Below are 25,901 nucleotides of genomic sequence, written 5' to 3' on the forward strand. Positions count from 1 at the left end.
ACCCCCCAGGTCATGCGATCGACAGGGGGCAACAGTCATGCCGGACCCGGAGGCCAGGAGCCCCGTTTCAGGGCCACGAAGAAGGTAACGGGGTGGCCGTGTTCTCGGCCGCAGGCGGTGAGGGCGAGAACACGGCCTCCATCGACTCCGGAGTTGTCAGGGGTGGTGATTCCCTGGGCGACCGCATGCTGGTCCTCGCGCAGGGCGGTGGCCATACCGGCGAGGGGCTGCGCCACCGACATCGCCGCCCGGCTCTCCGTCGATCCCGCAGCGCTGGGGGCGCACACCAGGACAGCGGGCTGCGGAAGCGAGACGGCCGGACCATGCCTACGCGCGGTCCTGCACGATGATCTTTCCGGTGTTCCTGCCGTGCAACATGCCCAGGAATGCGTCCACGATGTTCTCGAATCCGTCCACCACCGTCTGGTCCAGCGCGAGCCGGCCACTCTGCAGATGGGGGACCGCGAAGGCGTACAGCTCTTCCTGCAGGTCGCGGTAGGTGCTGACCAGGAAGCCCTCCATGCGAAGGCTCTTCTCCACGATGTCCGAGTAGTTGACGTTCGGCGGCGGCGCGTCCGGGTTGTTGTAGCGGCTGATGGTGCCGATCCGAACGATGCGCCCGAACTCGCGCAGTGCGCCGACCGCGGCGGCCAGTTGCTCGCCGCCGACGTTGTCGACGAAGACATCGATGCCGTCCGGTGCGGCCTTGGCGAGCAGTTCGGCAGTGGGGCCGTCGTGATAGTCGAACGCGGCGTCGTAGCCCACCTCCCGGGTCAGGTGGTCGACCTTGGCCGCCGAGCCCGCGCTGCCCACGAGCCGGCCTGCGCCCAGCAGCCGGGCGAACCGGCCGGTGGCCGTGCCGACGCCGCCGCCCGCGGCGGAGACGAAGAGGTCATCGCCCTCGCGGAGCCGGGCGATGCGGGTGAGGCCCACGTAGGCGGTCAGTCCGGTACCGCCGAGGACGCTCAGGTAGGCCGTCAGTGGGACCCCTTCGAAGCGGGGGAGCTTGCGGATCTCTTCGGGCCGGACGACGGAGTGTGTGCGCCAGCCCTGCCGGTGGAACACGACCTCCCCTTCGGTCAACTCCGGCGTCCGTGAGGCGACGACGCGCCCGAGCGTGCGGCCCTCGAGCGGTGCGTGGAGCGCGAAGCCACCGGGCACGTCGTCCATCATCTCGCGGTGGTAAGGGTCGACGGACCAGTAGAGGTTCTGCACGAGCGCGGTACCGACCGCAGGATCGGGTATCCGGGACTCGACGAAGGCGAAATCCCCGGTGGTGGGGAAACCACGGGGGCGGGCGGTCTGCTGGACGGTGATCGCGTTCTCGGTCATGACGGGACCGTAGAACGGCACGGAAACCTCGGGCAGCTGGTTAGGCTCATGCGATGCTCCGTTCCATGAGCAGTTCTCATACCTGAGGTGAACGCCCCGTGGCCCGCACGACCGACCCCGATCTCGCTCCGCACGAACTGCGCATCCTGGTGGCGGTCGCGGACGCCGGCGGCTTCTCGGCCGGGGCCGAGAAGCTCGGCCTGACACAGTCCGCGGTCTCCCACTCCGTACGCGGCAGCGAGCGCAAGGTCGGCGCCGTTCTCTTCGAACGCGGCCGCAGCGGTGCCAGGCCCACCCCGGCGGGAGACAAGGCCGTGGCGCATGCCCGCCGCATCCTGCGGCTGCTGGACATGCTGACCGCCGAGGCGCGAGAAGCCGCCCGCTCCGAGGCGACACAGGAGCCAAGGGGCCCGCTGCGGATCGCCGCCTTCCGCAGCACCGCGCTGCACCTGCTGCCGCCGGTCCTGCAGCGGCTGCGCGCGCGGCATCCCGGGATCGAGCCGCAGGTACGGATCGTCCGCGAGCTCGGGCGCGGCACGGCGGGCGAGGTGGCCGACGGACGGTCGGACCTCGCCATCGCCACCCTGGACGGAGCACGGTTCCCGGCGGGGCTGGTGGCGAACGAACTCTTCGAAGAGAACTACTCCCTGGCGCATCCGGCGGGACATCCCGCTCCGCGCTCACTGCCGCTGATCGACTGGGACGAGAACTGCGGCTCGTACACCCGCGCCTGGTGGGACGCACAGGACTGGATCCCGAGCGCCACGATCGAGGCCGAGGACGACGGAGCAGTGCTCTCACTCGTGAGCGGGGGGCACGGAATGGCGATCATGCCCGCGCTCTCCCTGGTCGGAGCACCGGACTCGATCGAGATCACCGATCTCGGTCCGGAGCGCCCGACACGCCGCGTCGGCTACGTGACCACCCCGGAACTCCTCGCCTCCGCCTCCGTGCGCGCTCTGGTCCGGGAGCTGCGGGCGGCCGACATCCCCCGCTGACGGGCAGGCTCCGGCGAGACCAGGCAGGGGAAACGGGCCGGTCGGAAGACCGGAACCGCGCCCCGGGCCGACTTCACCAACGGGACGCGCCGGAGTCCCACTTCTGCGCCATCGAGTCGTACCGATCGCCCACCTACGCCGCCCTTACCGCGCTTGAGCGTTACCGAACTTGAGCGTTACCGAACTTGAGCGTTACCGAACTTGAGGACGTGATGTCAGGCTGACCCCGACCGGGGGCGGACCCCGATTGCGGCCTCTTCAGCGGCTGGAGCGAGCGCTACCAGGCAGGGCGCTGGTCTTGACGTTCCGTCGAGAATCCGGTTGGCACGGCCGTTTCCGTCCGCCACAACAGGCCCGGGTCGGGAGGGAACTCGTCCGTTGCCGGCGCCGGAGGATGCAGACGCCGGTGGCCGGGAATCCGTACCTCGACCAGCGCACCGTCCCGCATCATCCACAGCCCGAAGCAGTCGTCCTCCTCGTCATGGATCAGCACCTGCACGCTCTCCGGATGCGGCCACTCCAGGGACTCCAGGTGCCGAAGCAGCCCCGAACGAGGACGCACCCGGTTGAACTCGATCATCCACCCGTCAGCGAACATGGCGAGCTGCTCGAAGTGGCCGTCCCAGCTGCGCGAGTCGTCCTGCCTGGTCAGCGGCTCCATCACCTCCTCCGCGAACTGCGCCAACACGATCACCTGCGCGATTCTGCTCATGGCGAAGTATCGGCGCAGCCCGCGGGCCGACTGCAATCGGATTTAGGGATGCCAGGCAGCCGAGCGTACGGCGAGCGGCGCTGCCGCCGGGATGGCTGCGCCCCCGCCCCACCACCGGATGCCCGAGGTGACGCCTACGGGTGGGTGTTCTTGACCGTGGGCTGGGTCTTCTGGTTGTAGATCTCCTTGCCGTCCGCGTTGAAGGCGTGGACGTAGGGGTCCGGGGGGAAGGGGGCGGCGTTGGGGCCGGTGGAGACGGCCGCCGTGTAGACGAACGCGCCGTCGGCCATGACGGCCGGGTGCTGCGTCGGGTCGTCGCCGTAGCTGATGGTGACCTTGGCGACGTCGGAGGTGTAGTGCCCGGCGCCCAGGGTGAGGAACTGTCCGGCACCGGCCCGAGTGCTGAAGCTGTCGAAGAACTCGATCAGGTGACCGGTGCCCCACAGGCGGTCGTTGATGAACGTCGCGGGGACGGACCTGCTGGTGCCCTTGTCGCCCTTCGACTCGCACTGCACGTACTGGTTGGCGGAGTTGACGGCGATGACCACGCCGTCGGTGTCCGACGAGGCGACGGGAGTGCGGACCGCGATCACCGCGTGGTACCGCGACGCGTCCGAGCCCAGGCAGGAGCCCAGGATCTTGGCGGCGGTCCCGGCGTCGATCGGGGTCGTCGCCGTGCTGGTGACGGTGAAAGCGCCCGGGGTGGCAGTTGCACCGGTGACGGCCGAGCCGGCGCCGGAGGGCGTGGCGGTGGGCTCAGCGGAGGGCTTGCCCTGGGCCGCGGGGGCGGCCGGGGTAGCCGCGGGGGCGGCCGGGGTAGCCGCGGGGGCGGCCGCCGGGGTGGCCGTGGGGGTGCTGGTTGCGGCAGTGGCCACTCCCCCCACGGTCGCGATGGTTGCGGCTGCGGCGGCGATGAGCACGATCGGGCGGATACGCATGAATCCGTGTCCTTTCCTGCGGGCGTCCGGTTGATGCCCGCGCCCCTGAACGCCGCCCGACGACCGGCAGGTCGCACCCCGCACACGTGATCCAGATCATAGGCCGCGGGTGCGACCCTGGGACGGCGCTCGTGCGTACAGGCCGGGAGGCTCCGCCCAGGTCGCACGGCTCCACCACCGCGGCCGAGGAGTGCTTCCTCGCGAGCCGTCTGTGCCGCGAGCTGACGGACAGCCCCGGAGGAGAGGCCCTTGATGACGCCACAGGAGTTCGACGCGTTCTACGCTGCGTCCTTCTCCCGCCTGACCGGGCAGCTCTACGCGCTGACCGGCAACTGGTCCGAAGCCCAGGACGTGGTCCAGGAGGCCTTCATCCGCGCGTGGGACCGACGGCGCACCTTCGACCCGAACAGCGCCCCGGAGGCATGGATCCGGACCACGGCCCGGCGGCTGGCCCTCTCCCGCTGGCGACGTCTGGCCCGCGGCCTGCACCTGGCCGGGCGCCACCACCGCCAAGAACCACCCACCGTCGAGCCGCCCACCGAGGAGCACCTGATGCTGGTCACCGCGCTCCGCGACCTGCCCGAGGCACAGCGGAGCGCCCTGGTCCTGCACCACATGTGCGACCTCTCCGTCGAGCAGGTCGCGGCCGAGACCGGCGCCAGCATCAGCGCCGTCAAGAGCCGCCTCGCCCGTGGTCGTTCCGCACTCGCGGCCAAACTCGCCGACCAGTCCCCCACCAGCGAGGAAGGAAAGCTCCGTGTCTGACCCCGTCCACGACACCCTCGGCGACCGGCTGCGGCTGCTCGGCTCGCAACTGACCGCACCGGCCCTGCCCGCTGCGGAGGTCCGCCGACGCGCCGACCGGCGCCGCCACCGCCGGCACGCCCTCTCCGCGACCGCCGCCACCGCCTGCATCGCGGCCGCCGCATGCCTGGCACTCCCGTCCGCGCCGCACTCACCGGGCCCACAACAAGGCGCAGCCACCACAGCCGCCCCCTCCGTGTCGGCTTCCCCCTCCCAGCCCCCGGCCGCTTTCACCGTCACCAGCACGACGACGACCCCGATCGACGCCGGGACCGCCGCCAAGATCCTGGGCTCCTGCCTGGGCTCGGACGCGTCGCGGTACCACGCGGTGATCGCGGTCCGCACTCCCGTCGCCTCGCAGAACACCGACGGCGTGGTCATCGCCGTCAACTCCGCCAACCAGTACGTGCAGTGCGAGTCGAAGGGCGACAAGGGCACCAGCAGGTCCGTCCCCGCGACGTTCATCAACGACCGCCTGTGGGGCACCGGTCACCTGATCGAGTTCTTCGACAGCTTCAGCAATCGGGCCGGTGCCGGACAGTTCCTCACCCTGGGCGCCGGGCACTACACCTCCGACGTCGCCAAGGTCACCATCAGCTACGGCGACGACCCGACGCAGCACCCGGCCGTCATGGCCGACGGCGCGTTCGTCTACACGGCGGCCGTCTCCACCGGCCCCAACGCGACCTCCTTCCCCCCGGACTCCTTCGTCCACGCCTTCAACGCGGACGGCAAGGAGATCTACAACCAGAAGACCCAGCCCACGGTCAAGAACACCCACCCGTAGGCGTCACCTCGGGCATCCGGTGGTGGGGCGGGGGCGCAGCCATCCCGGTCGGCGCCGACCCGGGCTGGACGCAGACCCGCTCGATCTCGCAACGGTTGGTGCGGGCCTGGCACCGGCGGGCGGCGTTCACTGACCTGACGGGGTGCGCCACGTCACCACGGCGGTGGCGGGAGGTGGCGGTCATCTCGCCTTCCGGCCGGTGGCCGGCACATGGAGCGGGAGGGACACCTGTGGCTACAGGTGTCCCTCCCGCTGTGCGAACGCGGCCGGCCTTACCGGATCCTGCGCGAGTCGGCTAGGTGCAGGGGATGACGCGGCCTCCTGACACGACGCACTTCGGTGGGAGGAGGCGCTGGTGTCCTGTGTGCGTCTCCCACTGGACCTTCGGGATGGCCTTGATGATCGCCTGCAGCGCGTTGATGAACGCCTCCAGGAAGTCGCCCCTGCCCGCGGCGGCCACCGCGCGGGCTCCGTCGATGGCGGCGCCGGTCGCGTCGCCCGCCTGGAGGATCTGGATGTTGCCCAGGGGGCTGACCATCAGCCAGGAGCCGCCCCGGCCACTGGTCCCCGAGGACCAGCAGACGCGGTCGTCGGCGCCGTAGACGACGAGGTTCCCGTCGTCCTGCATGACGGCCCGGAACCCGCAGCCCATGGTCCTGGACTCCCACACGGGCCAGGTGTGGTCGCCGAGGGCGTCGCCCTCCGTGTAGTAGGCGACGAGGTTGCCGTCCTGCTGCATGACCAGACGGGTGGACTGCTCGGCTGCCGAGGACCCGAGGCTCTGGCCGGCGCACAGGGTGTCCCCGTGCCACATCCACGAGCTGGAGGACTGCCTGCCGTTGCAGAGCGGGGGGAGCTGGATGCCGTCCGGAGGGCGGAACCCGCCGCCGCCTCCGGAGTTACCGCCTCCGCTGCTGCCGCCGCCTCCGGAGTTACCGCCTCCGGAATTGCCACCCCCGGTGTTGCCACCTCCCCCACTGTCCCCGCCGTTGTCTCCGGTGCCCCAGTCGTTGAGCTTCCACCACTGGGCGGTGGAGGCGGTGCAGGCCCAGACGGCGAGGTCCTCGTTCGCGTTGACGGCGGTGAGGCAGCCGTTGTCGGCCGCGGAGACGATCCGGTACCAGCCGGGCCGGCCTTCCTGGAAGCGCCAGAGCTGGTTGGCGTTTCCCTCCTGGGCGCTGGTGAGGTGGGTGCGGTGGGTGCTGGGGTTGTGGTCCATCACCATCGCCCCGGCGTACTTCGTCTCGATCTGCCACTGGTTGTTCGGCTTCTGCCACAGCATCCACTGCTGCGCGGTGCTGCCGTTGTTGCCCAGGGCCTTGATGCGGGTGCCCGCGGCGGTGTTGGCGCCGTCGAGGTCCGCGACCATGCCGTTGTTGCCGGAGTGCAGGACGGTGGTGACGCCGTGGCGCACCGAGCTGGCGCCGGGCGCCTGCGGGGATCCGCCGGTGTCGACGTTCCCGCCGCCGGCCGAACCTCCGCCCGAGGAGCCGCCGTTGTTGCCTCCGCCCGTGTTCCCTCCGCCCGTGTTCCCTCCGCCGTTGGAGCCAGTGCCGGAGCCGCCGCCCTGGGTCGGGCCGTTCTGGATGTTGTCGAGGCGCCAGCGCTGGCGGTCCGAGCCGTCGCAGGCCCGGATTCCCAGTTGTTCCCCGGGGTTGTTGGCGGTCAGGCAGCCGTTGTCGGTGTCGCTGGTGATCCAGAACCAGCCGTTCCCGGCATCGTGGAACGCCCAGTGCTGGTTGGCGTTGCCGTCCACGGTCCGGATCAGGTGGGCCCGGTGGCTGCCGGGGTCGTGGTCCATGACCATGCCCTGGCCGGCGGCGGACTTTCCGTCGGTCAGCCGCGTTTCGATGATCCAGCGCCCGTTCGCGGTGGGCCAGAACGCCCAGCGCTGCGCGTCGTTGCCGTTGGCGGCGAGCGCCTTGATCGAGGTACCCGAGGCGGTGTTCGCACCGTCGAGGTCGGCGACCATGGCGTTGTTGGCCGAGCGCAGGCCGGCGACCTGCGAGGAGGCGATGCCGGGGCTCACCACCGGGGTGGTGCCGGGCTGCTGCGCGGGCTGCTGCGGGGCGCGCGGCGGGACGCCGCCCAGACCCCAGCGCTGCGAGTCGGTCGCGTTGCAGTCCCAGATCTGCAGCGCGGTCCCGTTCACCGGGCTGCCGCCCGTGACGTCGAGGCACCGGCCCGAGTTCGAGTTGACCAGGGAGTAGTCCGCTCCCTGGCGCCAGTTCTGCGCCGCGGTGCCGTTGCAGTCGTACAGACCCACCCGGGTGCCGCCGGCGGTGTTGCCGCCGGCGACGTCCAGGCACTTGCCGAACGCCTTCAGGGCGAGACCACCGCTGGTCGCGGCCGGGGTCCACCGCTGGGAGGCGGTGTCGTTGCAGTCGTACAGGTCGATCGGGGTGTTGTTCGCGGTGTTGCCACCGGTGACGTCCAGACACTTGGACGGGAACGCCGAGTAGACCCGCACCGCGGCCGCTTCGTCGGGCTTCCCGTTCCCGCCACCGCCACCGCCATTGCCGTTGTCACCACCGCCGTTGCCGCCGCCGTCGGTCGGCGGATTGTCGACGGCCTCGGTCAGGCGCCACTTCTGCGCGTTGGTGCCGTCACAGCCGCGGATCGACAGGTCCTCGCCGTCGGCCGCCGCCGTGAGGCAACCCCGGTCGGCGGCGCTGACCATCGTGAACCAGCCGCCCCCGGCATCGGCGTACCGCCACAACTGGTTGGCGTTCCCCTCCTGCGCACCCTGAAGGTGGGTGCGGTGGGTGTTGGGATTGTGGTCCATCACCATCCCGCCGCCGAGCTTGGTCTCGATCAGCCACTGGCCGTCCGGCTTCTGCCACAGCGTCCACTTCTGCGCGTCGTTGCTGTTACGGCCCTGCGCCTTGATCCGGGTGCCGGCGGCGGTGTTCGCGGCATCGAGGTCCGCGACCATGCCGTTGGTGCCCGACTGCAGCACCACCGTCCGGTTGTGCGCGGGCTGGGTTCCCCCGGCACCCAGCGGTGGCTGGGTGCCGGGGGTGCCGCCGCCCGTGGAGCCGCCGTTGTCGCCGCTGGTCGGACCGGTCAGGCGGAACTTCTGGCGGTCGGAGCCGTTGCAGGCACTCACGGTCAGCGGCTGGCCGGAGGCGGACAGGGTCAGGCAGCCGCCGCCGTCACCGTTCACGATCGTCGCCGAGCCGTTCCCGGCGTCGGCGAACTTCCAGAGCTGGCTCGCCCGGTCCACGGCTGCGGCCTGGAGCGCCGACTGGTGCGAGCCGGTGTCCTGCCCGAGCACCATCCGCTCCTCCGGACGGCTACCGCCGTAGGTGAGCCGGGTCTCGATCAGCCAGTTGCCGTTGCCGCGGTCCCAGAACGCCCAGCGCTGGGAGTCGGTCCCGTTGGGGTGCCACGCCTGGACGGGCGTACCCGCGGCGGGCACGCCGCCGCGCACGTCCGGCACCAACTGCGGGTCGGCCACCGACGTGATGCCGACGCCCTGCACCGGATCGGGCTTCGGCCCGCCACCGGGGCCGCTGTTCGGACCACCCGGACCGGAACCCCAGGGCAGGCTGGGCAGCGAGGGGAAGCTGGGCCACGGGATCCCGGGAGGCAGCGGGAGGGGACCGCCGCCGCCGGGCGTGCCGGTGCCGGGGTCGGGCGTGGTGCCGGGGTCGCCGGGCTTGGTACCGCCCGGGTCGGGCGTGGTGCCCGGGTCGGGCGTGGTGCCCGGGTCGGGCGTGCCGGTGCCGGGGTCACTCGGCTTGTCGCACGGCCGGGGTTCCGGGTCGGGCGGGAGCTGCTTGGTCGGCAGGTTGGGGAAACCCGATGCCGAGGGCCAAGGTGTGGACGGCAGGCCGGGAAGAGCCGGCCACGGCACGCCCTGGAAGCCCGGGATCGACGGCCAGGTCCAGGACGGGACGCCGGGCAGCGACGGCCAGGCGTTGGCCGGCAGGTTCGGCGCACCCGGCCAGGAGATGGCGGGCATGTCCGGGTGGCCGGGCCACGGGACGTCCGGGGAGCCGGGAACCGAGGGCCACTTCACGTCCGGGTAGCCGGGTACGGTCGGCCACTTCAGCTCCGGATGGCCGGAGACGCCCGGTGTGGTGGGCCGGGGCCGCCCGGGGAGGACCACGTCGCTGCCGGTACCGGCGCCCGGGGCGGACGACGACGGGACGATCGGCCAGGGGACGTCCTTAGTGCCGGGCATCACCGGCCACGGGAGGTTCGGGAACCCGTGGACGGCCGGCCAATCGGCGTCGCCCGGCAGCACCGGCCAGGTCAGCGGGGGCAGTCGGGGTGCTCCCGGCCAGGTCACCGCGGGCAGGTCAGGACGGCCGGGCATCGGCACGTCCGGGTAACCCGGTAGCGACGGCCACGGGATCCCCGGCGCGCCGGGGAGTGCGGGCCACGTCAGCTCGGGGTGGCCCTTGACGGTCGGCCAGGGCAGGCCCTGGTAACCGGGAACGGTGCGACCGGTGCCGGGCGTGACCGGATCGGTCGGCGCGCATGGTGCGGACAGCTTCCACTTCTGCGCGCTGCCGCCGTCGCAAGGCGTGACGTTCAGGCCGACGGACTGCTGGTCGGTCACGGTCAGGCACTGCTGGTTGGCCGCGTTGGCCAGGCTGAACGTCCCGTCACCGGTGTCCTTGAACGTCCACTGCTGGTTGGCGCTGCCGTTCGGCTTGCCCGCATCGTCGTTCTGCACCGGCCACAGGAAGGTCTTGTGGCTGTAGAGGTCCTGATGGAGGACGACGCCCTGGGTCAGGGCGCTCTCCACCACGTACTGGCCGGGCGACACCTCGCGCAGCCGCCAGTTCTGCGAGGCGGTGCAGTTGCGGGTGTACGCCTGGACGACCGTGCCGTTGAAGGTCGTCCCGTCGCGCGCGTCCAGGTTGTACGTCGGGCTGGACGCGGACGCCGAGGCCGTCAGCTGGAACGTGGCGCCATCGAGCGGCCGTGGTCTGGCACCGCTGGTGCCCGGGTCGGCGCTGGGTGCCACGCCGCCATCCGGCCCCGGGTCCGTCGACACGGTTCGCGGTGCCATGCCGGTGGCTCCGGCCAGCGCGTGCGTCCGAAGGGCGGTCGGCGCGACTGTGGCCGGTGTGGTGGGCTTCACCGGGCAGCTCGGCCGGGACCTGCGCTGGTCGTCACACGCCTTGGGGTCCGCCGCATCGGGTGCTTTGACGACGACGTCCGCTGCCGCGCTCCAGCCGTAGCCCGACAGGTCCGGCAGGGAAGTCGTGTCCGGCTTGATCGCGGTCTCATTGATGCGGGTTTCGAGACTCTCCACGGGGCCTTGTGGCTCCAGGCCCGTTCCCGTGGGGACGTACTCCTGAATCACCCGCGTCGCGGATTCCACGAAGTTGCCGGGTATCCGTCCGATCGCGGCCCATTCGAGCTCCCCGACGGCGTTCTTCGGCGCGGTCTGGTACTGGAAGGGGATGAAGAAGAAGCGCTTGTCAGGGCGGATCTTGTAGACCCAACCGATCTTTGCCGCCCCGATCGACCCGTCATCCCTGCCGGCCCGGGAGATGCCGCTGCTCCTGGCGGCGAACGTTTGTGCCACAGTCTCGTTGCGCGACGTGCTCACGTAACCGGAATTGGCGGTGCTGTATCCGGTGGCAAGATCGCCCGAGACATGGCGAGGCACGGAGTAGTCCGGTGCGTTGGCGGTCACGCCCTTCGCGGTGAAACCCTCTTTGAACACCGTGTCCGGGTCGACCCCTTCGGCGGCCCAGTCGACCTCAGGGGGGTTCTTGTCATCCCTGCCGCTTCGCAGGTTCAGCCCCACCCCGCGGTACACGAATTCAGGGAGCCTCGTGCTCGTATCGAGGCACGCGTGCAGGTACGGCGGCGTCTCGGCCGCCTGGGCGGCCGGTGCGACGGCGCCCAGCAGGGGGAACGTCAGTACCCCCGCGATCATTGTGGCCACGAGGGGCCTGAGTCTGGTGCGGAAGATTTCCCGGCGCATGGGCGTCGGTGACCTCGCCTTCACGTGAACGTGCTGTTCTACCCGGGCCGAACCGGTCCGAGCGCGCACAACGTAGGCCCAGGTGATCAACAGCGCGTATACGTCCCGTCGACGGGGCCGTGAGTTGTGGTGGCCGTTGCGCGGGGACTCGGGGCAGGACGTCCCCTCAGGGCTGGCCCCCGGCGGCCCGGCGGGCGGGTAGCGGTCCGGCAGGAATACCTGGACCGCGCCGTCCTCGGTACCTGGGCGTCCCGATCGACACCAAGGCGATCACCTGGACGACGGCCCACGGTGACGTGCGCTGGGCCAACCTCGCGGGCCCGGGCCTCACGGTGCTCGACCGGGAAGGCCGGGGCGTCGCGCCTGCCGGGTACGACGCAGCGCTGCTGCACGCCACCGGGGCCCGTCGTCCCATGGGCGGACGGTCAGCCCCCGCCCCGCCGCCCCCGCCACGTCCACGGGTCTGCCAGCGGTCGACGATGCCGCTCACCGCGAGGGGCCTGCTCGGGCAGCAGGGTAGCCCAGGCGTTGGGACTGGGGCTGTGGTCGTCGGTGGTGTGTGGCTACGCCTGTCGGTCGGCCCCGGGGAGGCGGACGAGCCCGATGGCTTCGATCTCGATCATCCACTCGGGGTCGGCGAGTGAGGAAACCTCGACGAACGACTCCGCGAGGTGGGGCTCGTCGGGGAAGTGCTCCGCGCGCAGCTTGGCGAAGACGTTCTGCTGTGCGATGTCGGTGACGAACACGGTCGCCTTGACCACGTCGGCGAGGCTGGAACCCGCGTTCGTCAATACCGTCGATAGGTTCGCGAGCGCCTGGCGGGCCTGTGCCTCGAAGTTACCGGCGCCAACTGTGGCCCCCTGGGCGTCGATCGGGGCCTGGCCCGAGGTGAAGACCAGATTCCCGACGCGGATGCCGAGCGATATGCCGGCCGACTCGTACCAGTCGGGCTCCGCGGAGACGCGTACACGCTCGACGGCGGGTGGGGTGACGGACATGGTGCTGACACTCCTTCAAAACTGCTGTGTGTGACCGAGTGGCGGAACGTGCCAGCTCGATGGCGATCCGTGCAGGACAGCCGCGGAATGCCGTGATCCATTCCCGAGGGCGGGGGGTCGCTTCCGGGCCGGGTCGGGTGTGAACGCGCGGTGACGGTTCTTCCTCCCCGCACCCGGCCGGTGGCGTCCCGCAGCGCGGCCGCGCACCCCTGCGCGATGACGGGCCAGTCGCGGTAGGAGTCCCGGGCGGCCGGGTTGAGGAACATCGCGGCGATCAGGCTGGAATCGCCGCCGAGCCACGAGAAGAGGGCCTCGCCGAGGGAGTTGACGGCCAGCAGGTCGAGGTGGCGGCCGTAGACCAGGGCCGGGGTGTCCGCCCACGCGTCCAGCAGGGCCACCAGCTGCCGCCCCGCGTACTCCCGGGGGCCCGCGGCGCTGCGGATGCTGCGGGTCCGGTGGGTGCGGCAGGTGTGGCTGGTACGGCGGATCGACCAGCGCGCGCAGGTATGCGGCATCCTCGTCCTTCAGTAGCAGTGCGGCAGCCAGCGCCCGCAGGACCTGGGCGAGGGATTGCGTTCGCGTCCCTGTTCCATCCGCCCGTAGTAGTCGGCGCTCACCCCGGCGAGGACGGCGACCTCCTCGCGCCGCAGACCGGGAGTACGGCGCGGCCCTGCGGGCATGTAGTGGTCCTCGGGACGCACCAGGGCGCGCCGGCAGCGGCTCAGCCGGAGATCAGGTTGATGGGGTCGGGCCCTGCTCGAACGCGCCGGCGTGGTCGGCGGCCCACTGGCGAAATGACCTCGGCGGCAGTCCGAGGACGTCGGACACCGCGGAGGTGACGAAGGCGGGCCTTCCGATCGTTGCGCCCCATGCGGCGAGCAGCATGTCGACGACCGGGCCCGGCGCCTTTCCCGCCATCTCGCTGCGGAACTCGTCCGGCGACAGCTCCTCGAACCTGGTCGGTCGCCCGAGGACGTTCCCGATGACGTCCACCTGCGCCGCCTGACTCAGCGGCTCGGGTCCGGTGAGGACGTAGTCGCCGCCGGCATGTCCGTCCTGGTACAGCGTGCGCGCCGCGACTGCCGAGATGTCCCGGTCGTCGACGGGTGCGGTCTCGGCGGCGCCGTAGGGCCACCGGACGACCTCGCCGGCGCGGATGGCAGGTGCCCACCAGGCCACGGAGTTCGATGCGAACATCCCCGGCCGGATGATCGTCGACTCGATTCCGGTGGCCGCGATGAGTCGCTCGATCTCTGCGTGGAGCACCGCCATGGGATTCGGCTGCTGGAAGAAGGGGTGGGGTGTTCGGTGCGGTGACGAGAGGAGGACGACACGCCGAGCGTGGGCCGCCAAACGCTCGACGACTGCCGCAGCGGTCGCCGGCGGCGCGGTCCAGAGGAGGAAGACGGCGCCGACGCCTCGCAACGCCCGATCGAGAGATGTGGGCACGGTGAGGTCACCGGTGACGACTTCGATGCCGGTCGGCAGTGTCGCCGCCGCTTCGGCACGACGTGTGAGGGCGCGGACCGGTACACCCGCGCTGACGAGTTGGTCGATGACTCCGCGGCCGATCCGGCCGGTGGCCCCGGTGACGAGCACCGGCGGCGTGTGGGTTGGGTTCATGAGTGCCTCGATGGTGTCCTGGGCAGGCGCGCGGAGTGCACCGTGCCGTCCGTTGGGCGGTGAATCGGGGTCATCGGCTGCGAGCGCCGGGCCGATGCCCGCGTCGGGACTGTCTGTCCGAAGTCGCCCCCCATCAAATCGTTACCTGGTTAACTTTGCAACCTAGTAAGCCTTTCTTGGCCGCTCGGGCACCCGTGCCGACGGACTGCGCGTCCACCGGAAGGCGCGGACCCGTGAGGCCGTGCGCGCCTCGCGCAACCGCCCACGTTCGAGGACGGTCCCGGCGGGGCAGTCGGGCACGGTTGCGGAGCGGCCGGACACGGTTGCGGGGCGGTCGGTCGCAGGAGTAGAACTCCTCGGGTGACGTCAGTCGACCAGCGCAACGCTCCCGCATGGAGCCATGTCGAGGAGTTCCTGCGCACTCACGAGGCCGACCGGATCCCCCATCCGGGCGGCACCCTGCTGGAGCATCTGTCCCGGGTGGCGGCCCTGTTGGCGGAGTGGGGCACCGACTCCGCCGTCCAGGTCGCCGGGCTCTGCCACGCCGCGTACGGGACCGACGGGTTCGACGGGGCACTGCTGACGCTGGACGAGCGGGGCGCCCTGGCCGCAGTCATCGGCGAGCGCGCCGAGGCGCTGGTCTACCTGTACGCGAGCTGCGGGCGGGCCGCCGTCTACCCGCGCCTGGGGCGGGACGACGAGCCGGTGTTCCACGACCGGTTCACCGGCGAGGACCATTCCCCGCCGGAGGAGGACCTCCGGGCCTTCCTCGCCATCACCGCCGCCAACGAACTCGACGTACTCCGCCACAACACCGAACTGGCCACCCGCTACGGGCCAAGCCTGTACGAACTGTTCTCCCGCTCCCGGGAGTTGCTGCCGACCGCCGGCTGGCGCGCCTGGACGTCCTGGCAGTCCCGGCAGTCCTGGCTGAGCCGATGAACAAGGCGTCGATGAGCTAAAGGAGTTGACCGCACGTCAACTACCAACGACAGAGGGGTATTTCCCGGCCGTTCACCTGTCATGCCGGAACCACCGCACGAGTACCGAGCGTTCTCGAAGGCGGGAGGGATACAGACATGACAACCAAGCCGTACCGCCTGGCCTCCGCCACGATCGCACTGCTCGTGGCGGCGCCATTGTTCACCGCGTGCAAGAACGCCGATCAGGCCCTCGACTGCGGAAAGCGGGCGATCAGCCTCACCGGCGATGTCCAGGACCTCGCCGACTCGGCGCTCAACGTCGGCCAGATCACCGACGAGAGCCGGCGCAAACACACCGTCGCGGCCCTGAACAAGATCCGCGACGACATCAAGCAGATCCGCAAGGACGGTGACGGCAAGGTCGACGCTGCCGCCGACAAGCTGTCCAAGGCCGTCGACAACGCCCAGACCGCCGTGTCCAAGGGCAAGTCACCCGACTTCGGACCGATCGGCGACGCGGCCGGCGAACTGACCAAGGCCTGCGCCGGAGCCTGACCCCCGGACACCTTCGGCATCCAGACACCTTCGGCACCCTGCCACCCACCGCGCCACCACGGCCCGGGGGCGCCGGCCGATCCGGCGCTCCCGGCCTGTCGCCACCGCCCCGCCGCCGCCAGGCGATAGGAATGGGCACCGGACCGAACCCACCCCGGAGGCACCGGTGAACCACCCGATCGTCGACCAGATCCAGCGGCTGCGCACCGAGTTGGCCCCCGGCGACGCCGCCCCCGCGCTGGTGAACGCGCTCGCCGAGGGCGCCGCCCCGCTCAGCGCGGTGGCCGAACTCGCCGCCCAGCAGCGCCGGATCATCACCTCCGACCGGCGCAGCCTGCTCCTGCTCGCCACCCGCTGCGCCGACCGGCCGCTCGGCGCCTGGTTCGTCACCCTCGCCGAGGGCGAGAGCGCCGCGCTGCGCACCCTGCCGGCCCTGGCCGCCGCCTGCGGCCTGGACAGCCGGGCAGTGGCCGCACGGGCACCGCTGGCCGGCTGCCAGGCCTACCCGGCCTACCTCGCCTGGCTGGCACTGAACAGTCCGCCGGCCGCCGCGGCCGCCGCCCTGGTGGCCAACTTCGCGGCCTGGGGCGGCTATTGCGCCACCGTCGGCCGGGCGCTGCGCCGCCACCACGGCTTCTCGGACGAGGCCTGCGCGTTCTTCGACTTCTTCGCCCAGCCGGCGACCGGTCTGGAGCAGCAGGCCGCTGTCGCCCTCGGGCCGGACCCGCTGGACGACCACACCATGGCCACCGCCCGGGAGTACGGTCTGCTGCTCCAGGCCTACGAGCACCTGTTCTGGGACACCCTGGGCTGAGCCCGGCCTCAGGCCTGCCAGTGCGGTTTTCCGCTGACCATCCGGCAGTAGATCATCCGTCCACCGGCGTCGTGAGTGCTCCGGCCCAGGTCGGCGTCGCGACAGAACTGCCCGGCCGCGTAGCAGTTGCCGGCGTTGGAGCGGATCTCGCAGCCCGAGCCGCCGGCCGCCGCCTGGGTGTGCTGCGGCTCGGGATCGGTCGGCGGCTGCGCGGTGGTCACCTTGGGCTGCGGCTTGGCGGTCGACGTCTGCGGGTGCCCGGTGGTCGGCGCGGACGGCGGGGCGGCGGACGGCAGCGCCGACTGCGTCGGGGCGACCGGCGGCGGGGCGACCGGCGAGGACGGCGCCGAGGAGACCGCGACGGTCGGTGTGGCGGAAGCGGCGGCGGTGGGCGACGCCGTCGCCTTGCCGTCCGCCGCCGACGGGTCGCAACCGGTCAGCGCCAGGCCGACGGTGAGGACGAGTCCGGCGAATCCGGCCAGGCCGGCCGCCCGGCGACGCCCGGGTATCGGTGAAGCCATGAGAGGAGAACGCTCCGTTCCGTATGGGTGAGGCGTGCGATTCAAGCAGAGCCCGCACACGCCGCGACCACGGTTTCCCCACTCGTTGGCAGATCGAGATCTTCCGACCACCGAACGTGACGACCGGCAACGAAAACTGACACACGGCGGCTGAACGTGACGGCTGCACGCGGCGGCCGAACGTGACGGCCACGAACCTGACGGCTGCGACCGGGCGGCCACGGCCTGGCGGCCGGGGGTATAGCGCCGGAGCGCGGGGCTTTATGGCATGTTCCGGACAGCACCGGTGGATCGCTACGGTTCCGGCAACCCCCACACCGTACGAGGAGACCCCATGCTCCGATTCCGTGCGCTCGCCGTCGCCGCCGCCTTCGCGACCGTCGCGCTCACCGCAGCCCCGGCCGTCAGCGCCCCCGCTGACGACCCGTCCATAGCCGCCGCCCTGGCCGCCCCCGCCTCCGCCCGCGCCGCCGCCCTACCGCCCGCCCTGCTGCACGCGATGCAGCGCGACCTCGGGCTGTCCCCGCAGGCCGCCGCCGACCGGCTCGCCCGGGAGGGCCGGGCCGCCGCCGTCCGCAGTGCCCTCACCCGGGCGCTCGGCGACCGCTGGGCCGGCGCCTGGGTCGACGGGCCGCGGGCCGAGCTGGTGGTCGCCACCACGGACGCCTCCGCCGCCCGGACCATCACCGCCGACGGCGGCCGGGCCACCGTCGTCCGGCACTCGCTGAAGTCCCTGGACCAGGCCAAGGAGGCACTCGACCGGGCCGCCACGGCCGCCGCACCGGATGCCACCCCGGTCTGGTACGTGGACGTCCGCGCCAACACCGTCGTGGTGCAGTCCACCGACGACGCGCGCACCGCGGCCTTCGTGGACCGGTCGGGCGTGGACCGCTCGCTGGTCCGGGTCGAACGGGCCGCCGAAGCGCCCCGGCCGCTCGCCGACCTGCACGGCGGGGACGCCTACTACATCGACAACGCCGCCCGCTGTTCGATCGGCTTCCCGGTCACCCAGAACGGCCAGCCCGGCTTCGTCAGCGCCGGCCACTGCGGCCAGCCCGGCTCCAACGCGGCTGCCTCCGACGGCAGTTCGATCGGCACCTTCCAGGGCTCGACCTTCCCCGGCAACGACTGGTCCTGGGTGGCGGCCGGCTCCGACTGGACGGCCCAGCCGCAGGTGAACGATTACCAGGGCGGCACGGTGACGGTGGCCGGCTCCAACGAGCAGTCGGTCGGCGGCTCGATCTGCCGCTCCGGCTCCACCACCGGCTGGCACTGCGGCACCGTCGAGGAGCAGAACGCCACCGTCAACTACCAGGAGGGCAGCGTCTACGGCGTCACCCGCACCAACGTGTGCGCCGAACCGGGCGACTCCGGCGGCTCGTTCATCTCCGGCGACCAGGCCCAGGGCGTGACCTCGGGAGGCTCCGGCGACTGCACCTCGGGCGGTGAGACCTACTTCCAGCCGGTCAATCCGATCCTCAGCACCTACGGGCTGACCCTGGCCACGGGCTGACCGGCTGACCGGTCCGGGGCCGATGGATCCCGCGGAGCCCACCGGCCGCGGAGCCCACCGGCCCCGGCCTCACAGCCCGGCCGCCCCGGCGTCACAGCTCCACAGCTCCACAGCTCCACAGCCCCACCGGCCCCGGCCTCACAGCCCGGCCGTCCGACGCTCGAACACCTCGGGGCGGGCGGTCTCCAGCGCCGTGGAGACCGCGCCGAGGAGCACCGCCTCCTCCCCCAGCAGGCTCGGTGCGAGCGTCGGACGCATCGGGGCGAAGCGGCCCAGGGCCCGCTCCAGCGGTTCCAGCAGCAGGTCGGAGCTGCTGCCGATGCCGCCGCCGAGCACCAGGAGGTCCGGGTCCAGCACGGCGGAGAGCACCGCGACCGCGTAGGCGAGCCGGTCCGCCTCCCACTCCACCGCCCGCAGTGCCGCGTCGTCCCCGGCCCTGGCCCGCTCGAAGACCTGCTTGGCGGTCAGCCGCCGGCCGCCCTTGCCTTCCAGCCCGAACTCCCGTGCCGCCCGCACCACCGCGTCCGCCGCGGCCTCCTGCTCCAGGGTCGTCCCGGCCGGCTCGCCCGGGCGGGCCGGCAGCGGCACCAGGCCGATCTCGCCCAACGCGCCGTGGGCGCCGACCAGCAGCTCGCCGTCCTTGACCACACCCACCCCGAGCCCGGTGCCGACCAGCAGGTAGGCGAACATCCGGCTGCCCCGCCCGGCGCCCAGGGTGTACTCGCCGAGCGCGGCGAGGTTGGCGTCGTTGGCCACAGTCACGGCCGCGCCCAGCCCCTCGCCGATCCGGTCGAACAGCCCCGGCCGGCCCCAGTCGGGCAGGCTGGTGGCGTAGCGCACCCCGCGCCGCTCCTCGTCCCACACGCCGGGCGTGCCGATCACCGCGTGCACGATGTCGGCGGGCACCAGGCCCGCCTCGGCGGTGGCCTCGTGGGCAGCGGCGACCACGGCGTCCGCGACGGCGTCCGCCGTCCGGCCCCGGTTGGGCACGTCCCGCCGGGCGACCACGGTGCCGGCCAGGTCCGCCACCGCGACCCGCAGCCGGGCCCGGCCGACGTCCACGCCGAGCACGTGCCCGGCCGTCGGGTCGACCTCGTAGAGGACGGCGGTGCGTCCCCGCTCGGGCGCCACCCGCCCGGCCTCGCGGACCAGCCCGGCCTGCTCCAGTTCGGCCAGGGCGGCGGACACGGTGGGCTTGGACAGGCCGGTGTCCCGGGCCAGTTGGGCGCGCGAGGTGCCCCCACCGGTGCGCAGCAGCTCCAGCAGCAGCCACTCGTTGTTGCTGCGCAGCCGCTGCCGGTTCCACGGCACCCCTGGGGCCCCGGCCGCCGGGCGACTGGTCGGCTGGTGGGGGCTCATCGGTTCCTCCGGTCTGGGCTGCTGACGCGCCGCCCCTGGCGGCCCGTTGCTGCGAGCGGCGCCGTGGCACCGCCGGCGGCATCCGGTGTCGGACGCCGCCGCCCAAGTATGACCGGTGATCACCCGGCGCCCGGCGGACGACCGGTGACACCCGGCACCCCGACACCCAGCAGATGACCGGTGACACCCGACACCCGACACCCGACACCCGGACCCGCCCGGCCGCTGTCCCGGGGTCAGGCCTCCACGGAGCCGAGCCAGCCGCCCGTCATCGTCCGCACCGCCGAGCCGTCCAGGTCCGCCAGCTTGACCCCGGCGAAGGCCCGGGCCGCCTCGGAGGTCTGCACCCTCAGCGGCGGGTTGTCGGCGGTCAGCACCTCGACGATCGGCGCGGCCGCCTCCTCCGGGGTCTGGGCGGCGCCGAAGGCCTTCAGCGTGCGGTCGACGTACGCCTGCAGTGCCGGTCCGTACGGGCCGGCGGCGGCGACCAGCGCGGGCACGTCCAGGCCCTGGTTGCCGATGAACTCACTGGCCACCGCGCCGGGTTCGACCACGGTGACGGCCACCCCGACGGTGGCGGCGACCGGCGCCAGCGACTCCATGAAGCCCTCGACGGCGAACTTGGCCGCGCAGTAGGCCTCGTTGAAGGGCTGCCCGACCACCCCGCCGACGCTGGTCACGGTGACCACCCGGCCGCCGGCGGCCCGCAGGTGCGGCAGCGCGGCCCGGGTCACCTCGACCACGCCGAAGTAGTTGACCTCCATCGCGGCGCGCACCGGCGCCAGGCCGTCCTGCTCGATGGTGCCGACGAAGCCCGCGCCCGCGTTGTTGACCACCGCGTCCAGCCGCCCGTGCCGCTCGAGGACGACGTCCAGGCAGTCCGCGACGGAGGCCGGGTCGGTCACGTCCAGCCGCTCGATCTCGATCAGCTCGGCGACGCCGGCCTGCTCCGCCGCGTGGAGGAGGCCCCCGGCCCGGCCGGTGTCGCGCATGGTGGCGACCACTCGCCAGCCGGCGCCGGCGGCGGCCACGGCGGCGGCCAGGCCGATCCCGGAGGAGGTGCCGGTGATCAGGACGATCCGGGTGCCGTTCATCGGGGTGACTGCCATGGGGCCCTCCTCCCGGCCTCCGGACCGAGCCCGAACGCCGAAGACTGTGTGCGCGTGCACGCACCCTACAAGTGTGTGTGCGCGCACGCAACTGGCGCCGTTTCGACGCACCAACGCCTCCGGGCAGTCAAGGTTTCACCCGGTCATGGGCGTGCCGCGCCCCGACGCGTGATCATGGACCTGTGCACTTCCGGCACGGCAACCGAGCAGAGGGCACCCCGCCCGCGGACGCCCGCTCCCTGGCGGCGACCGCGGCGGCCCTCGCCGCGCGACTCGGCTCGATCACCGGTGATGACCGCCCCGGTGGCGATGGCCCCGGTGTCGACAACCCCGGTGGTGATCCCGGTGGTGATCCCGGCGGCGACCACCCCGCCGCCGTCCCGGACCTGCTCCGCGACGTCCTCGCCGTCGCCCCGGTCGGCGTCGCCCTGCTCGCCGCCCGCCCCAAGGCCCACTGAGGGGCCCCGGCCGCACTACTCCTCGAACCAGACCACCAGCCGGACGTGCTCCTCACCGTGCACCTCCGCCAGGGTCCGCATCACCGACCAGACCGGCTGCCACGGCCCGTCCGCGGGCACGGCGTCGCGGCGCCGGTCGCGCTCGGCCCGGAAGACCAGCCGGCCGGCGTCCCACTCGGTGCCCTCGGCCCACCGCTCGCCGAGGCGGCCGAAGTCGAAGGTACGGCTGTCGATCCCGGCGGCCCGGGCGAAGGTCCGGCTCCAGTCCTCCCGGCGCACCGGCTCCAGGGAGCCGTCGGGCAGCCGCCGGTACCGCGCGATCCTGGTCGCCGGGGGCAGGGCCGGCTCGTCCCAGTCCACCGCGAGCACCTCGGCCCAGCCCAGCCAGGTGGCGCCGAACGCCGCCGCGCCCCAGGAGGCGTGCCCGGCACGGGCGGTGTCCGAGACGTCCTCCGGCAGGCCGCGGGCGTCGACGACCGGCCGCCAGCGGTCGTCGAGGTCCCGGACGCCGAACAGGCAGGCGAAGCCGACGTAGTCCCTGGTCATGCCCAGCAGCTCCAGGTCGATCGCCGCATGCCAGCGCGTCCCGCCGCCGTCGGCCGCCCAGGCGCGGCATTCCACGAAGCCCCGGATGTCTGTTCCCATGGCCCGTATCGTGCCCGGACCACGGGAACCGGCGCACCCGGATTACGCCCGGGCGGCCGGGCGTCACACCTTCGCGAGGGCCTGCTCGATGTCCGCCCAGAGGTCTTCCGGGTGCTCGATGCCGACCGACACCCGTACCGTCCCCGGCCCGATCCCGGCCGCCGCCAGCTCCGCGTCCGACAGCTGCCGGTGGGAGGTGCTGGCCGGGTGGACCACCAGGGTGTGGACGCCGCCCAGCGAGGGTGCCAGCGCGGCCAGCCGCACGGACTCGGTGAAGGCCCGGGCCGCCTCGCGTCCGCCCGCCAGGTCGAAGGCGAGGACGCCGCCGTGGCCCTGCGGCAGCAGCCGGCGGGCGAGGTCGTGGTCGGGGTGCCCGGGCAGGCCCGGGTAGTGGACGGCGGCGACGGCCGGGTGGGCGGCCAGCCGAGTGGCCAGGTCGAGCGCGCTGTCGCAGTGGCGACGGACCCGCAGGGCGAGGGTCTGCAGGCCGCGCAGGGTCAGCCAGGCGGCGAAGGGGTCGGCGCTGGCGCCGAGTTCGGTCCCGTACTGCCACACCTTCCGGTGCAGTCCGGGGTCGGCGAAGACGGCGATCCCGGCGAGGACGTCCGAGTGGCCGCCCAGGTACTTGGTGGCCGAGTGCACCACCACGTCCGCGCCGTGCTCGATCGGCCGGCACAGCAGCGGGGTGGCGAAGGTGTTGTCGACGATGCTCAGCACCCCGGCCCGCTTGGCGACCGCGATCAGCCCGGGCAGGTCGGTGACCCGGGTGGTCGGGTTGGAGACGGTCTCCAGGTGCAGCAGCCGGGTGGTGGGCCGCAGCGCCGCAACCACCTCGTCCGGGTCGGTTCCCGAGACGTGCGTCACCTCGACGCCCCAGCGCTCCGCGAGGTCGGCCAGCAGCGCGAACGTCCCGCCGTACAGGCTCCGTTGGGCGATCAGGTGGTCTCCGGAGCGCAGCAGGGCGAGCAGGACGGTGCTGATCGCCCCCATGCCGGAGGCGGTGGCGAGCGCGCCGGTGCCGCCTTCGAGGTCGGCGACGGCGTCCTCCAGGGAGCGGACGGTGGGGTTGCCGTAGCGGTTGTAGACGAAGCCGGCGTCCGACCCGGCGAAGGCGGCCGTGAGCGCGTCGCTGCTCTCGAAGGCGAACAGGTGGCCCTGGTGCAGCGGGATGCCGATCGGCCGGCCGCCGCCGAGCCCGGCCGACGGCGGGTGGACGATCCGGCTCTCGGGGCGCAGCGCGTCGGGATTCGGGGTGAAGTCGCTCATGCCGCCCATGCTGCGGCGCCCGGGTCGGCCGGGACAGGGCCAATCGTGGCCAGGTGGCCTGCCCCGGGCGCTACTTCGGCTCCCGGGGCGGGCCACAACGGCTCAGCGGCTCAGCGGCTCAGCCGCTCAACCGCTCAACGACTCAGCCGCCCGATTGCTCAGCGAGTCAGTGTCTTGCCTCAGCGGCGCCGGAACATCTTCCGCACCAGGTGAACGATCCCCCAGATCACCAGGATGATAAACAGGATGATCAGAATGACGACGACCAGCAGGAACTTGCCGAGCTTGGCGAAGAAGCCGGACTTCTTCTTCTCCTGCTTGGCCGCGAGCTGCTGGACCGCGCCGTCCTTCACCGCTGCCTGCCGCACCCCGGCGGGGGCGCCGACGGCGAGGCCGGCGGCCGGGGCCCCGGCGGCTTGCGCCCCGGCGGTGGGGGCGGCAGCCTCGGTCGCGACGGTCCGGGGTGCGGCCACCGCCGTCGCGCTCGACGCTGCGGCACTGAGGCCGACGGCGGCCAGCAGTGCCACCAGGGCGCCGGCTATCGAACGTGCGATCCGGTGAGTCATCGTGCTCCTCGTGCGAGTACGGAGCGACGGAGATGAGACCAGGTCGACCACCTCTCATGGTCTGACCAGTATTTTTCTCATCTGCGCCTAGTATGCTCCTCTGAAAGTTCTACAGCGGTGTAAAAGTTTAGCGACGGGCCGACCCGGATCGAATCCAACCCAGGACCACGCGAGCCACCGCTCCGACGGGGGTTCCGTGGCAACTGTGGAGGATGACGCCGTGTCGGGTCGCAGGGGTTCCACCGAGACCGAGGATTCGTCGCGCCGGGCCGGTGGACGCCGAGCGGCGAACCGCGGATCCGGTGCGGACAAGGGCCGTTCGGACAAGGACATATCGGGCGACCGGCCGACCGGCCGGGCCAAGCCGAAGCCCAAGCGCAGCACCAAGCAGAAGGTGCTCTGGGTGACGGCGGGTTGCACCGCCCTGCTGGTGCTCGCCGGCGGCGCCGTCTACTACCGGCTGAACGCCAACATCACCACCTTCGACGGCGGTGCCCTCAGCAAGGACCGCCCCGAGGCGGCCGCACCGGACGCCCAGGGGCGCACCCCGGTGAACGTGCTGCTGATCGGCTCGGACAGCCGTGGCAACGGCAACAGCGACCTGGGCGGCGGCGGGGACGACGGCGCCCGCTCGGACACCGCGATCCTGCTGCACATCTACGCCGACCACAAGCACGCCGTCGGGATCTCGATCCCCCGCGACTCCCTGGTCAACATCCCGCCGTGCAAGCTCCCCAACGGCAAGTGGACCAGGGAGCAGACGAATGTGATGTTCAACAGCGCCTTCTCGGTCGGCAACACCAACCAGGGCAACCCGGCCTGCACCCAGAACGCCGTGGAGAAGCTCACCAACCTGCGCGTCGACCACACCATCGTGGTGGACTTCAGCGGCTTCGCCTCGATGACCTCGGCGGTCGGCGGCGTCGAGGTCTGCCTGCCGAACAACGTCTACGAGGGGGACCTCAACCCCAACCTCGGCCACAAGGGCAAGCTGGTCTTCGCCAAGGGCAAGCAGAAGGTCGAGGGCCAGTCCGCGCTGGACTACGTCCGGGTCCGGCACGGCATCGGCGACGGCTCCGACATCGGCCGCACCAAGCGCCAGCAGGCCTTCCTGTCCTCCCTCATCAAGGAGGTCAAGTCCCGCGGCATGGACCCGACCGCCCTGCTGCCGCTCGCCGACGCCGCGACCAAGTCGCTGACCGTCGACCCCGACCTAGGCTCGGCCGCCAAGCTGATGTCCTTCGCCATGTCGGTCAAGGACGTCAACCTGCACGACGTCAAGTTCCTGACCGCGCCCTGGCGTTACGAGGGTCCCCGGGTCGCCCTGGTGCACCCCGACGTGGACCAGCTCTGGGCCGCGCTCAAGGCCGACCGCACCATCGACGGCCAGGACGCCAGCGCCCCGAGCCCGGCCGCCACCGACTCCGCCGCGCCCAGCTCCCCGCCCGCCGCCGAGGCCAAGCCCTCCCCCACCGCTGCCGCCAGGAACGACGTCAAGGTCGCCGTGCTCAACGGCACCGGCGAGGGCGGTGTGGGCAGCAAGGCGGCCGAGGCCGTCAAGGGCGCCGGCTACACCGTCACCACCATCGGCAACGCGGCCGGAAAGGCCCGCAGCACCACCGTGGTCGAGTACGGCACCGGTGAGCGCACCGCCGCCGAGGCGCTCGCCAAGCTCTTCCCGGGGGCGACCGTCGAGCCCGGCGGCAGGGGCCTGAGCGTGGTCGTCGGCCGGGACTTCGCCGCCGCCCCGGCCTCCGGCGCCACCGCGGCCCCCGGCGCCCCGAGCACCCCGGCGCCGCTGCCGACCAGCGTCAGCGGCACCGCCCGCTCGGCGGACGACGACCCGTGCGCCAACGTGTCGTACGGCTGACCGGCCACCAGGGGAACGGAAGAATGGGCGGGGGGGCCCCCGGCCCCGAAGGCCGCGGGGGCCCCCCCCGGGGCGGCACCCCCGGCCCGCCGCCCGCGGGGCCGGGCGGGGCCCCCCCCCCCCCCCCCCCACCGCCCCCCCCCCCCCGGCCGGGCCG

At 72.5% G+C, this 25,901-nt stretch carries 23 protein-coding genes and 1 pseudogene; 10 read left to right on the forward strand and 14 right to left on the reverse strand.

What is annotated here, in order from left to right; genetic code table 11:
• Positions 1–327: 327 nt before the first annotated feature.
• A complete protein-coding gene (locus tag ACFWIS_RS35125; protein WP_380461962.1) occupies positions 328–1,332 on the reverse strand; it encodes a zinc-binding dehydrogenase in 1,005 nt (334 codons plus the stop codon).
• A 98-nt stretch (positions 1,333–1,430) separates the two neighbouring features.
• On the opposite strand from ACFWIS_RS35125, the gene ACFWIS_RS35130 reads away from it, so the two are divergent.
• The gene (locus ACFWIS_RS35130) at positions 1,431–2,330 is read left to right on the forward strand and encodes a LysR family transcriptional regulator (protein WP_380461964.1); all 900 of its coding nucleotides are present in this window, start codon (positions 1,431–1,433) and stop codon (positions 2,328–2,330) included.
• Between the two features lie 277 nt (positions 2,331–2,607).
• On the opposite strand, the gene ACFWIS_RS35135 is transcribed toward ACFWIS_RS35130, so the two are convergent.
• Positions 2,608–3,042: a hypothetical protein gene (locus tag ACFWIS_RS35135; RefSeq protein WP_380461966.1), complete on the reverse strand. Its 435-nt coding sequence runs from the start codon at positions 3,040–3,042 to the stop codon at positions 2,608–2,610.
• Between the two features lie 134 nt (positions 3,043–3,176).
• Positions 3,177–3,980 carry a hypothetical protein gene (locus ACFWIS_RS35140; RefSeq protein WP_380524187.1) on the reverse strand — a complete coding sequence of 268 codons (804 nt, stop codon included), beginning with the start codon at positions 3,978–3,980 and terminating at the stop codon, positions 3,177–3,179.
• Positions 3,981–4,232: 252 nt separating this feature from the next.
• On the opposite strand from ACFWIS_RS35140, the gene ACFWIS_RS35145 reads away from it, so the two are divergent.
• On the forward strand, positions 4,233–4,745 hold the full coding sequence (locus ACFWIS_RS35145; RefSeq protein ID WP_380461970.1) for a SigE family RNA polymerase sigma factor: 513 nt from the start codon (positions 4,233–4,235) through the stop codon (positions 4,743–4,745).
• A complete protein-coding gene (locus ACFWIS_RS35150; protein WP_380461972.1) occupies positions 4,738–5,571 on the forward strand; it encodes a hypothetical protein in 834 nt (277 codons plus the stop codon). Before ACFWIS_RS35145 ends, ACFWIS_RS35150 begins: the two co-directional genes overlap by 8 nt.
• 295 nt (positions 5,572–5,866) lie before the next feature.
• On the opposite strand, the gene ACFWIS_RS35155 is transcribed toward ACFWIS_RS35150, so the two are convergent.
• The 3 genes and pseudogenes from ACFWIS_RS35155 to ACFWIS_RS35165 all read right to left on the reverse strand — a co-directional run.
• Entirely contained in the window at positions 5,867–11,119 is a 5,253-nt protein-coding gene (locus tag ACFWIS_RS35155) for an RICIN domain-containing protein (RefSeq protein WP_380461974.1), read from the reverse strand.
• Positions 11,120–12,087: 968 nt separating this feature from the next.
• Positions 12,088–12,522, reverse strand: a complete 435-nt coding sequence (locus tag ACFWIS_RS35160; protein ID WP_380461976.1) for a RidA family protein — start codon at positions 12,520–12,522, stop codon at positions 12,088–12,090.
• Between the two features lie 209 nt (positions 12,523–12,731).
• Positions 12,732–12,920, reverse strand: a pseudogene (locus ACFWIS_RS35165) (XRE family transcriptional regulator); the annotation flags it as partial.
• Between ACFWIS_RS35165 and ACFWIS_RS35170 the strand changes: the two are divergent.
• Positions 12,892–13,053: a hypothetical protein gene (locus ACFWIS_RS35170; protein WP_380524188.1), complete on the forward strand. Its 162-nt coding sequence runs from the start codon at positions 12,892–12,894 to the stop codon at positions 13,051–13,053. The pseudogene ACFWIS_RS35165 and the gene ACFWIS_RS35170 sit on opposite strands and share 29 nt — an antisense overlap.
• Here ACFWIS_RS35170 and ACFWIS_RS35175 read toward each other — a convergent pair.
• Both ACFWIS_RS35175 and ACFWIS_RS35180 read right to left on the reverse strand, forming a co-directional pair.
• Positions 13,047–13,202 carry a helix-turn-helix domain-containing protein gene (locus ACFWIS_RS35175; protein WP_380461977.1) on the reverse strand — a complete coding sequence of 52 codons (156 nt, stop codon included), beginning with the start codon at positions 13,200–13,202 and terminating at the stop codon, positions 13,047–13,049. The two genes, ACFWIS_RS35170 and ACFWIS_RS35175, sit on opposite strands and share 7 nt — an antisense overlap.
• Positions 13,203–13,254: 52 nt before the next feature.
• On the reverse strand, positions 13,255–14,145 hold the full coding sequence (locus ACFWIS_RS35180; RefSeq protein WP_380461979.1) for an NAD(P)H-binding protein: 891 nt from the start codon (positions 14,143–14,145) through the stop codon (positions 13,255–13,257).
• A gap of 360 nt (positions 14,146–14,505) precedes the next feature.
• On the opposite strand from ACFWIS_RS35180, the gene ACFWIS_RS35185 reads away from it, so the two are divergent.
• The 3 genes from ACFWIS_RS35185 to ACFWIS_RS35195 all read left to right on the forward strand — a co-directional run bounded on the left by ACFWIS_RS35185 (position 14,506) and on the right by ACFWIS_RS35195 (position 16,437).
• Complete coding sequence (locus ACFWIS_RS35185; RefSeq protein WP_380461981.1) at positions 14,506–15,087, forward strand: DUF6817 domain-containing protein; 582 nt, start codon at positions 14,506–14,508, stop codon at positions 15,085–15,087.
• Positions 15,088–15,224: 137 nt separating this feature from the next.
• Positions 15,225–15,623, forward strand: coding sequence for a hypothetical protein (locus tag ACFWIS_RS35190; protein ID WP_380461982.1), 399 nt, complete (start codon positions 15,225–15,227; stop codon positions 15,621–15,623).
• Positions 15,624–15,789: 166 nt separating this feature from the next.
• Positions 15,790–16,437 (forward strand): transcriptional regulator, encoded by a 648-nt coding sequence (locus ACFWIS_RS35195; protein ID WP_380461984.1) that lies wholly within the window; start codon positions 15,790–15,792, stop codon positions 16,435–16,437.
• A gap of 8 nt (positions 16,438–16,445) precedes the next feature.
• Here the strand turns inward: ACFWIS_RS35195 and ACFWIS_RS35200 are convergent, their stop codons facing one another.
• Entirely contained in the window at positions 16,446–16,958 is a 513-nt protein-coding gene (locus ACFWIS_RS35200) for a hypothetical protein (protein ID WP_380461985.1), read from the reverse strand.
• 334 nt (positions 16,959–17,292) lie between these two features.
• On the opposite strand from ACFWIS_RS35200, the gene ACFWIS_RS35205 reads away from it, so the two are divergent.
• On the forward strand, positions 17,293–18,471 hold the full coding sequence (locus tag ACFWIS_RS35205; protein ID WP_380461987.1) for a S1 family peptidase: 1,179 nt from the start codon (positions 17,293–17,295) through the stop codon (positions 18,469–18,471).
• A 138-nt stretch (positions 18,472–18,609) separates the two neighbouring features.
• Here the strand turns inward: ACFWIS_RS35205 and ACFWIS_RS35210 are convergent, their stop codons facing one another.
• Together ACFWIS_RS35210 and ACFWIS_RS35215 are read right to left on the reverse strand one after the other, a co-directional pair.
• Complete coding sequence (locus tag ACFWIS_RS35210; RefSeq protein WP_380461988.1) at positions 18,610–19,830, reverse strand: ROK family protein; 1,221 nt, start codon at positions 19,828–19,830, stop codon at positions 18,610–18,612.
• Between the two features lie 236 nt (positions 19,831–20,066).
• Positions 20,067–20,939, reverse strand: coding sequence for an SDR family NAD(P)-dependent oxidoreductase (locus tag ACFWIS_RS35215; protein WP_380461990.1), 873 nt, complete (start codon positions 20,937–20,939; stop codon positions 20,067–20,069).
• A 182-nt stretch (positions 20,940–21,121) separates the two neighbouring features.
• On the opposite strand from ACFWIS_RS35215, the gene ACFWIS_RS35220 reads away from it, so the two are divergent.
• On the forward strand, positions 21,122–21,397 hold the full coding sequence (locus ACFWIS_RS35220; RefSeq protein ID WP_380461992.1) for a hypothetical protein: 276 nt from the start codon (positions 21,122–21,124) through the stop codon (positions 21,395–21,397).
• Between the two features lie 15 nt (positions 21,398–21,412).
• Here the strand turns inward: ACFWIS_RS35220 and ACFWIS_RS35225 are convergent, their stop codons facing one another.
• The 3 genes from ACFWIS_RS35225 to ACFWIS_RS35235 all read right to left on the reverse strand — a co-directional run bounded on the left by ACFWIS_RS35225 (position 21,413) and on the right by ACFWIS_RS35235 (position 23,874).
• Entirely contained in the window at positions 21,413–22,042 is a 630-nt protein-coding gene (locus ACFWIS_RS35225; protein WP_380461993.1) for a hypothetical protein, read from the reverse strand.
• A 63-nt stretch (positions 22,043–22,105) separates the two neighbouring features.
• Positions 22,106–23,308: a trans-sulfuration enzyme family protein gene (locus ACFWIS_RS35230; protein WP_380461995.1), complete on the reverse strand. Its 1,203-nt coding sequence runs from the start codon at positions 23,306–23,308 to the stop codon at positions 22,106–22,108.
• A 179-nt stretch (positions 23,309–23,487) separates the two neighbouring features.
• Positions 23,488–23,874, reverse strand: a complete 387-nt coding sequence (locus tag ACFWIS_RS35235) for a hypothetical protein (RefSeq protein WP_380461997.1) — start codon at positions 23,872–23,874, stop codon at positions 23,488–23,490.
• Positions 23,875–24,094: 220 nt separating this feature from the next.
• Here ACFWIS_RS35235 and ACFWIS_RS35240 point away from each other — a divergent pair, with 220 nt between their 5' ends.
• On the forward strand, positions 24,095–25,744 hold the full coding sequence (locus ACFWIS_RS35240) for an LCP family protein (protein WP_380461998.1): 1,650 nt from the start codon (positions 24,095–24,097) through the stop codon (positions 25,742–25,744).
• Positions 25,745–25,901: the final 157 nt, after the last annotated feature.

The organism is Kitasatospora sp. NPDC127060 (assembly GCF_042724935.1).
Lineage (GTDB): Bacteria > Actinomycetota > Actinomycetes > Streptomycetales > Streptomycetaceae > Kitasatospora.

Coding starts and splice junctions, on each gene's coding strand:
- ACFWIS_RS35200 (WP_380461985.1), bottom strand. CDS start 16,958: ATGGCTTCACCGATACCCGGGCGTCGCCGGGCGGCCGGCCTGGCCGGA.
- ACFWIS_RS35180 (WP_380461979.1), bottom strand. CDS start 14,145: ATGAACCCAACCCACACGCCGCCGGTGCTCGTCACCGGGGCCACCGGC.
- ACFWIS_RS35145 (WP_380461970.1), top strand. CDS start 4,233: ATGACGCCACAGGAGTTCGACGCGTTCTACGCTGCGTCCTTCTCCCGC.
- ACFWIS_RS35175 (WP_380461977.1), bottom strand. CDS start 13,202: ATGCCCGCAGGGCCGCGCCGTACTCCCGGTCTGCGGCGCGAGGAGGTC.
- ACFWIS_RS35205 (WP_380461987.1), top strand. CDS start 17,293: ATGCTCCGATTCCGTGCGCTCGCCGTCGCCGCCGCCTTCGCGACCGTC.
- ACFWIS_RS35215 (WP_380461990.1), bottom strand. CDS start 20,939: ATGGCAGTCACCCCGATGAACGGCACCCGGATCGTCCTGATCACCGGC.
- ACFWIS_RS35235 (WP_380461997.1), bottom strand. CDS start 23,874: ATGACTCACCGGATCGCACGTTCGATAGCCGGCGCCCTGGTGGCACTG.
- ACFWIS_RS35125 (WP_380461962.1), bottom strand. CDS start 1,332: ATGACCGAGAACGCGATCACCGTCCAGCAGACCGCCCGCCCCCGTGGT.
- ACFWIS_RS35160 (WP_380461976.1), bottom strand. CDS start 12,522: ATGTCCGTCACCCCACCCGCCGTCGAGCGTGTACGCGTCTCCGCGGAG.
- ACFWIS_RS35140 (WP_380524187.1), bottom strand. CDS start 3,980: ATGCGTATCCGCCCGATCGTGCTCATCGCCGCCGCAGCCGCAACCATC.
- ACFWIS_RS35230 (WP_380461995.1), bottom strand. CDS start 23,308: ATGAGCGACTTCACCCCGAATCCCGACGCGCTGCGCCCCGAGAGCCGG.
- ACFWIS_RS35225 (WP_380461993.1), bottom strand. CDS start 22,042: ATGGGAACAGACATCCGGGGCTTCGTGGAATGCCGCGCCTGGGCGGCC.
- ACFWIS_RS35210 (WP_380461988.1), bottom strand. CDS start 19,830: ATGAGCCCCCACCAGCCGACCAGTCGCCCGGCGGCCGGGGCCCCAGGG.
- ACFWIS_RS35135 (WP_380461966.1), bottom strand. CDS start 3,042: ATGAGCAGAATCGCGCAGGTGATCGTGTTGGCGCAGTTCGCGGAGGAG.
- ACFWIS_RS35190 (WP_380461982.1), top strand. CDS start 15,225: ATGACAACCAAGCCGTACCGCCTGGCCTCCGCCACGATCGCACTGCTC.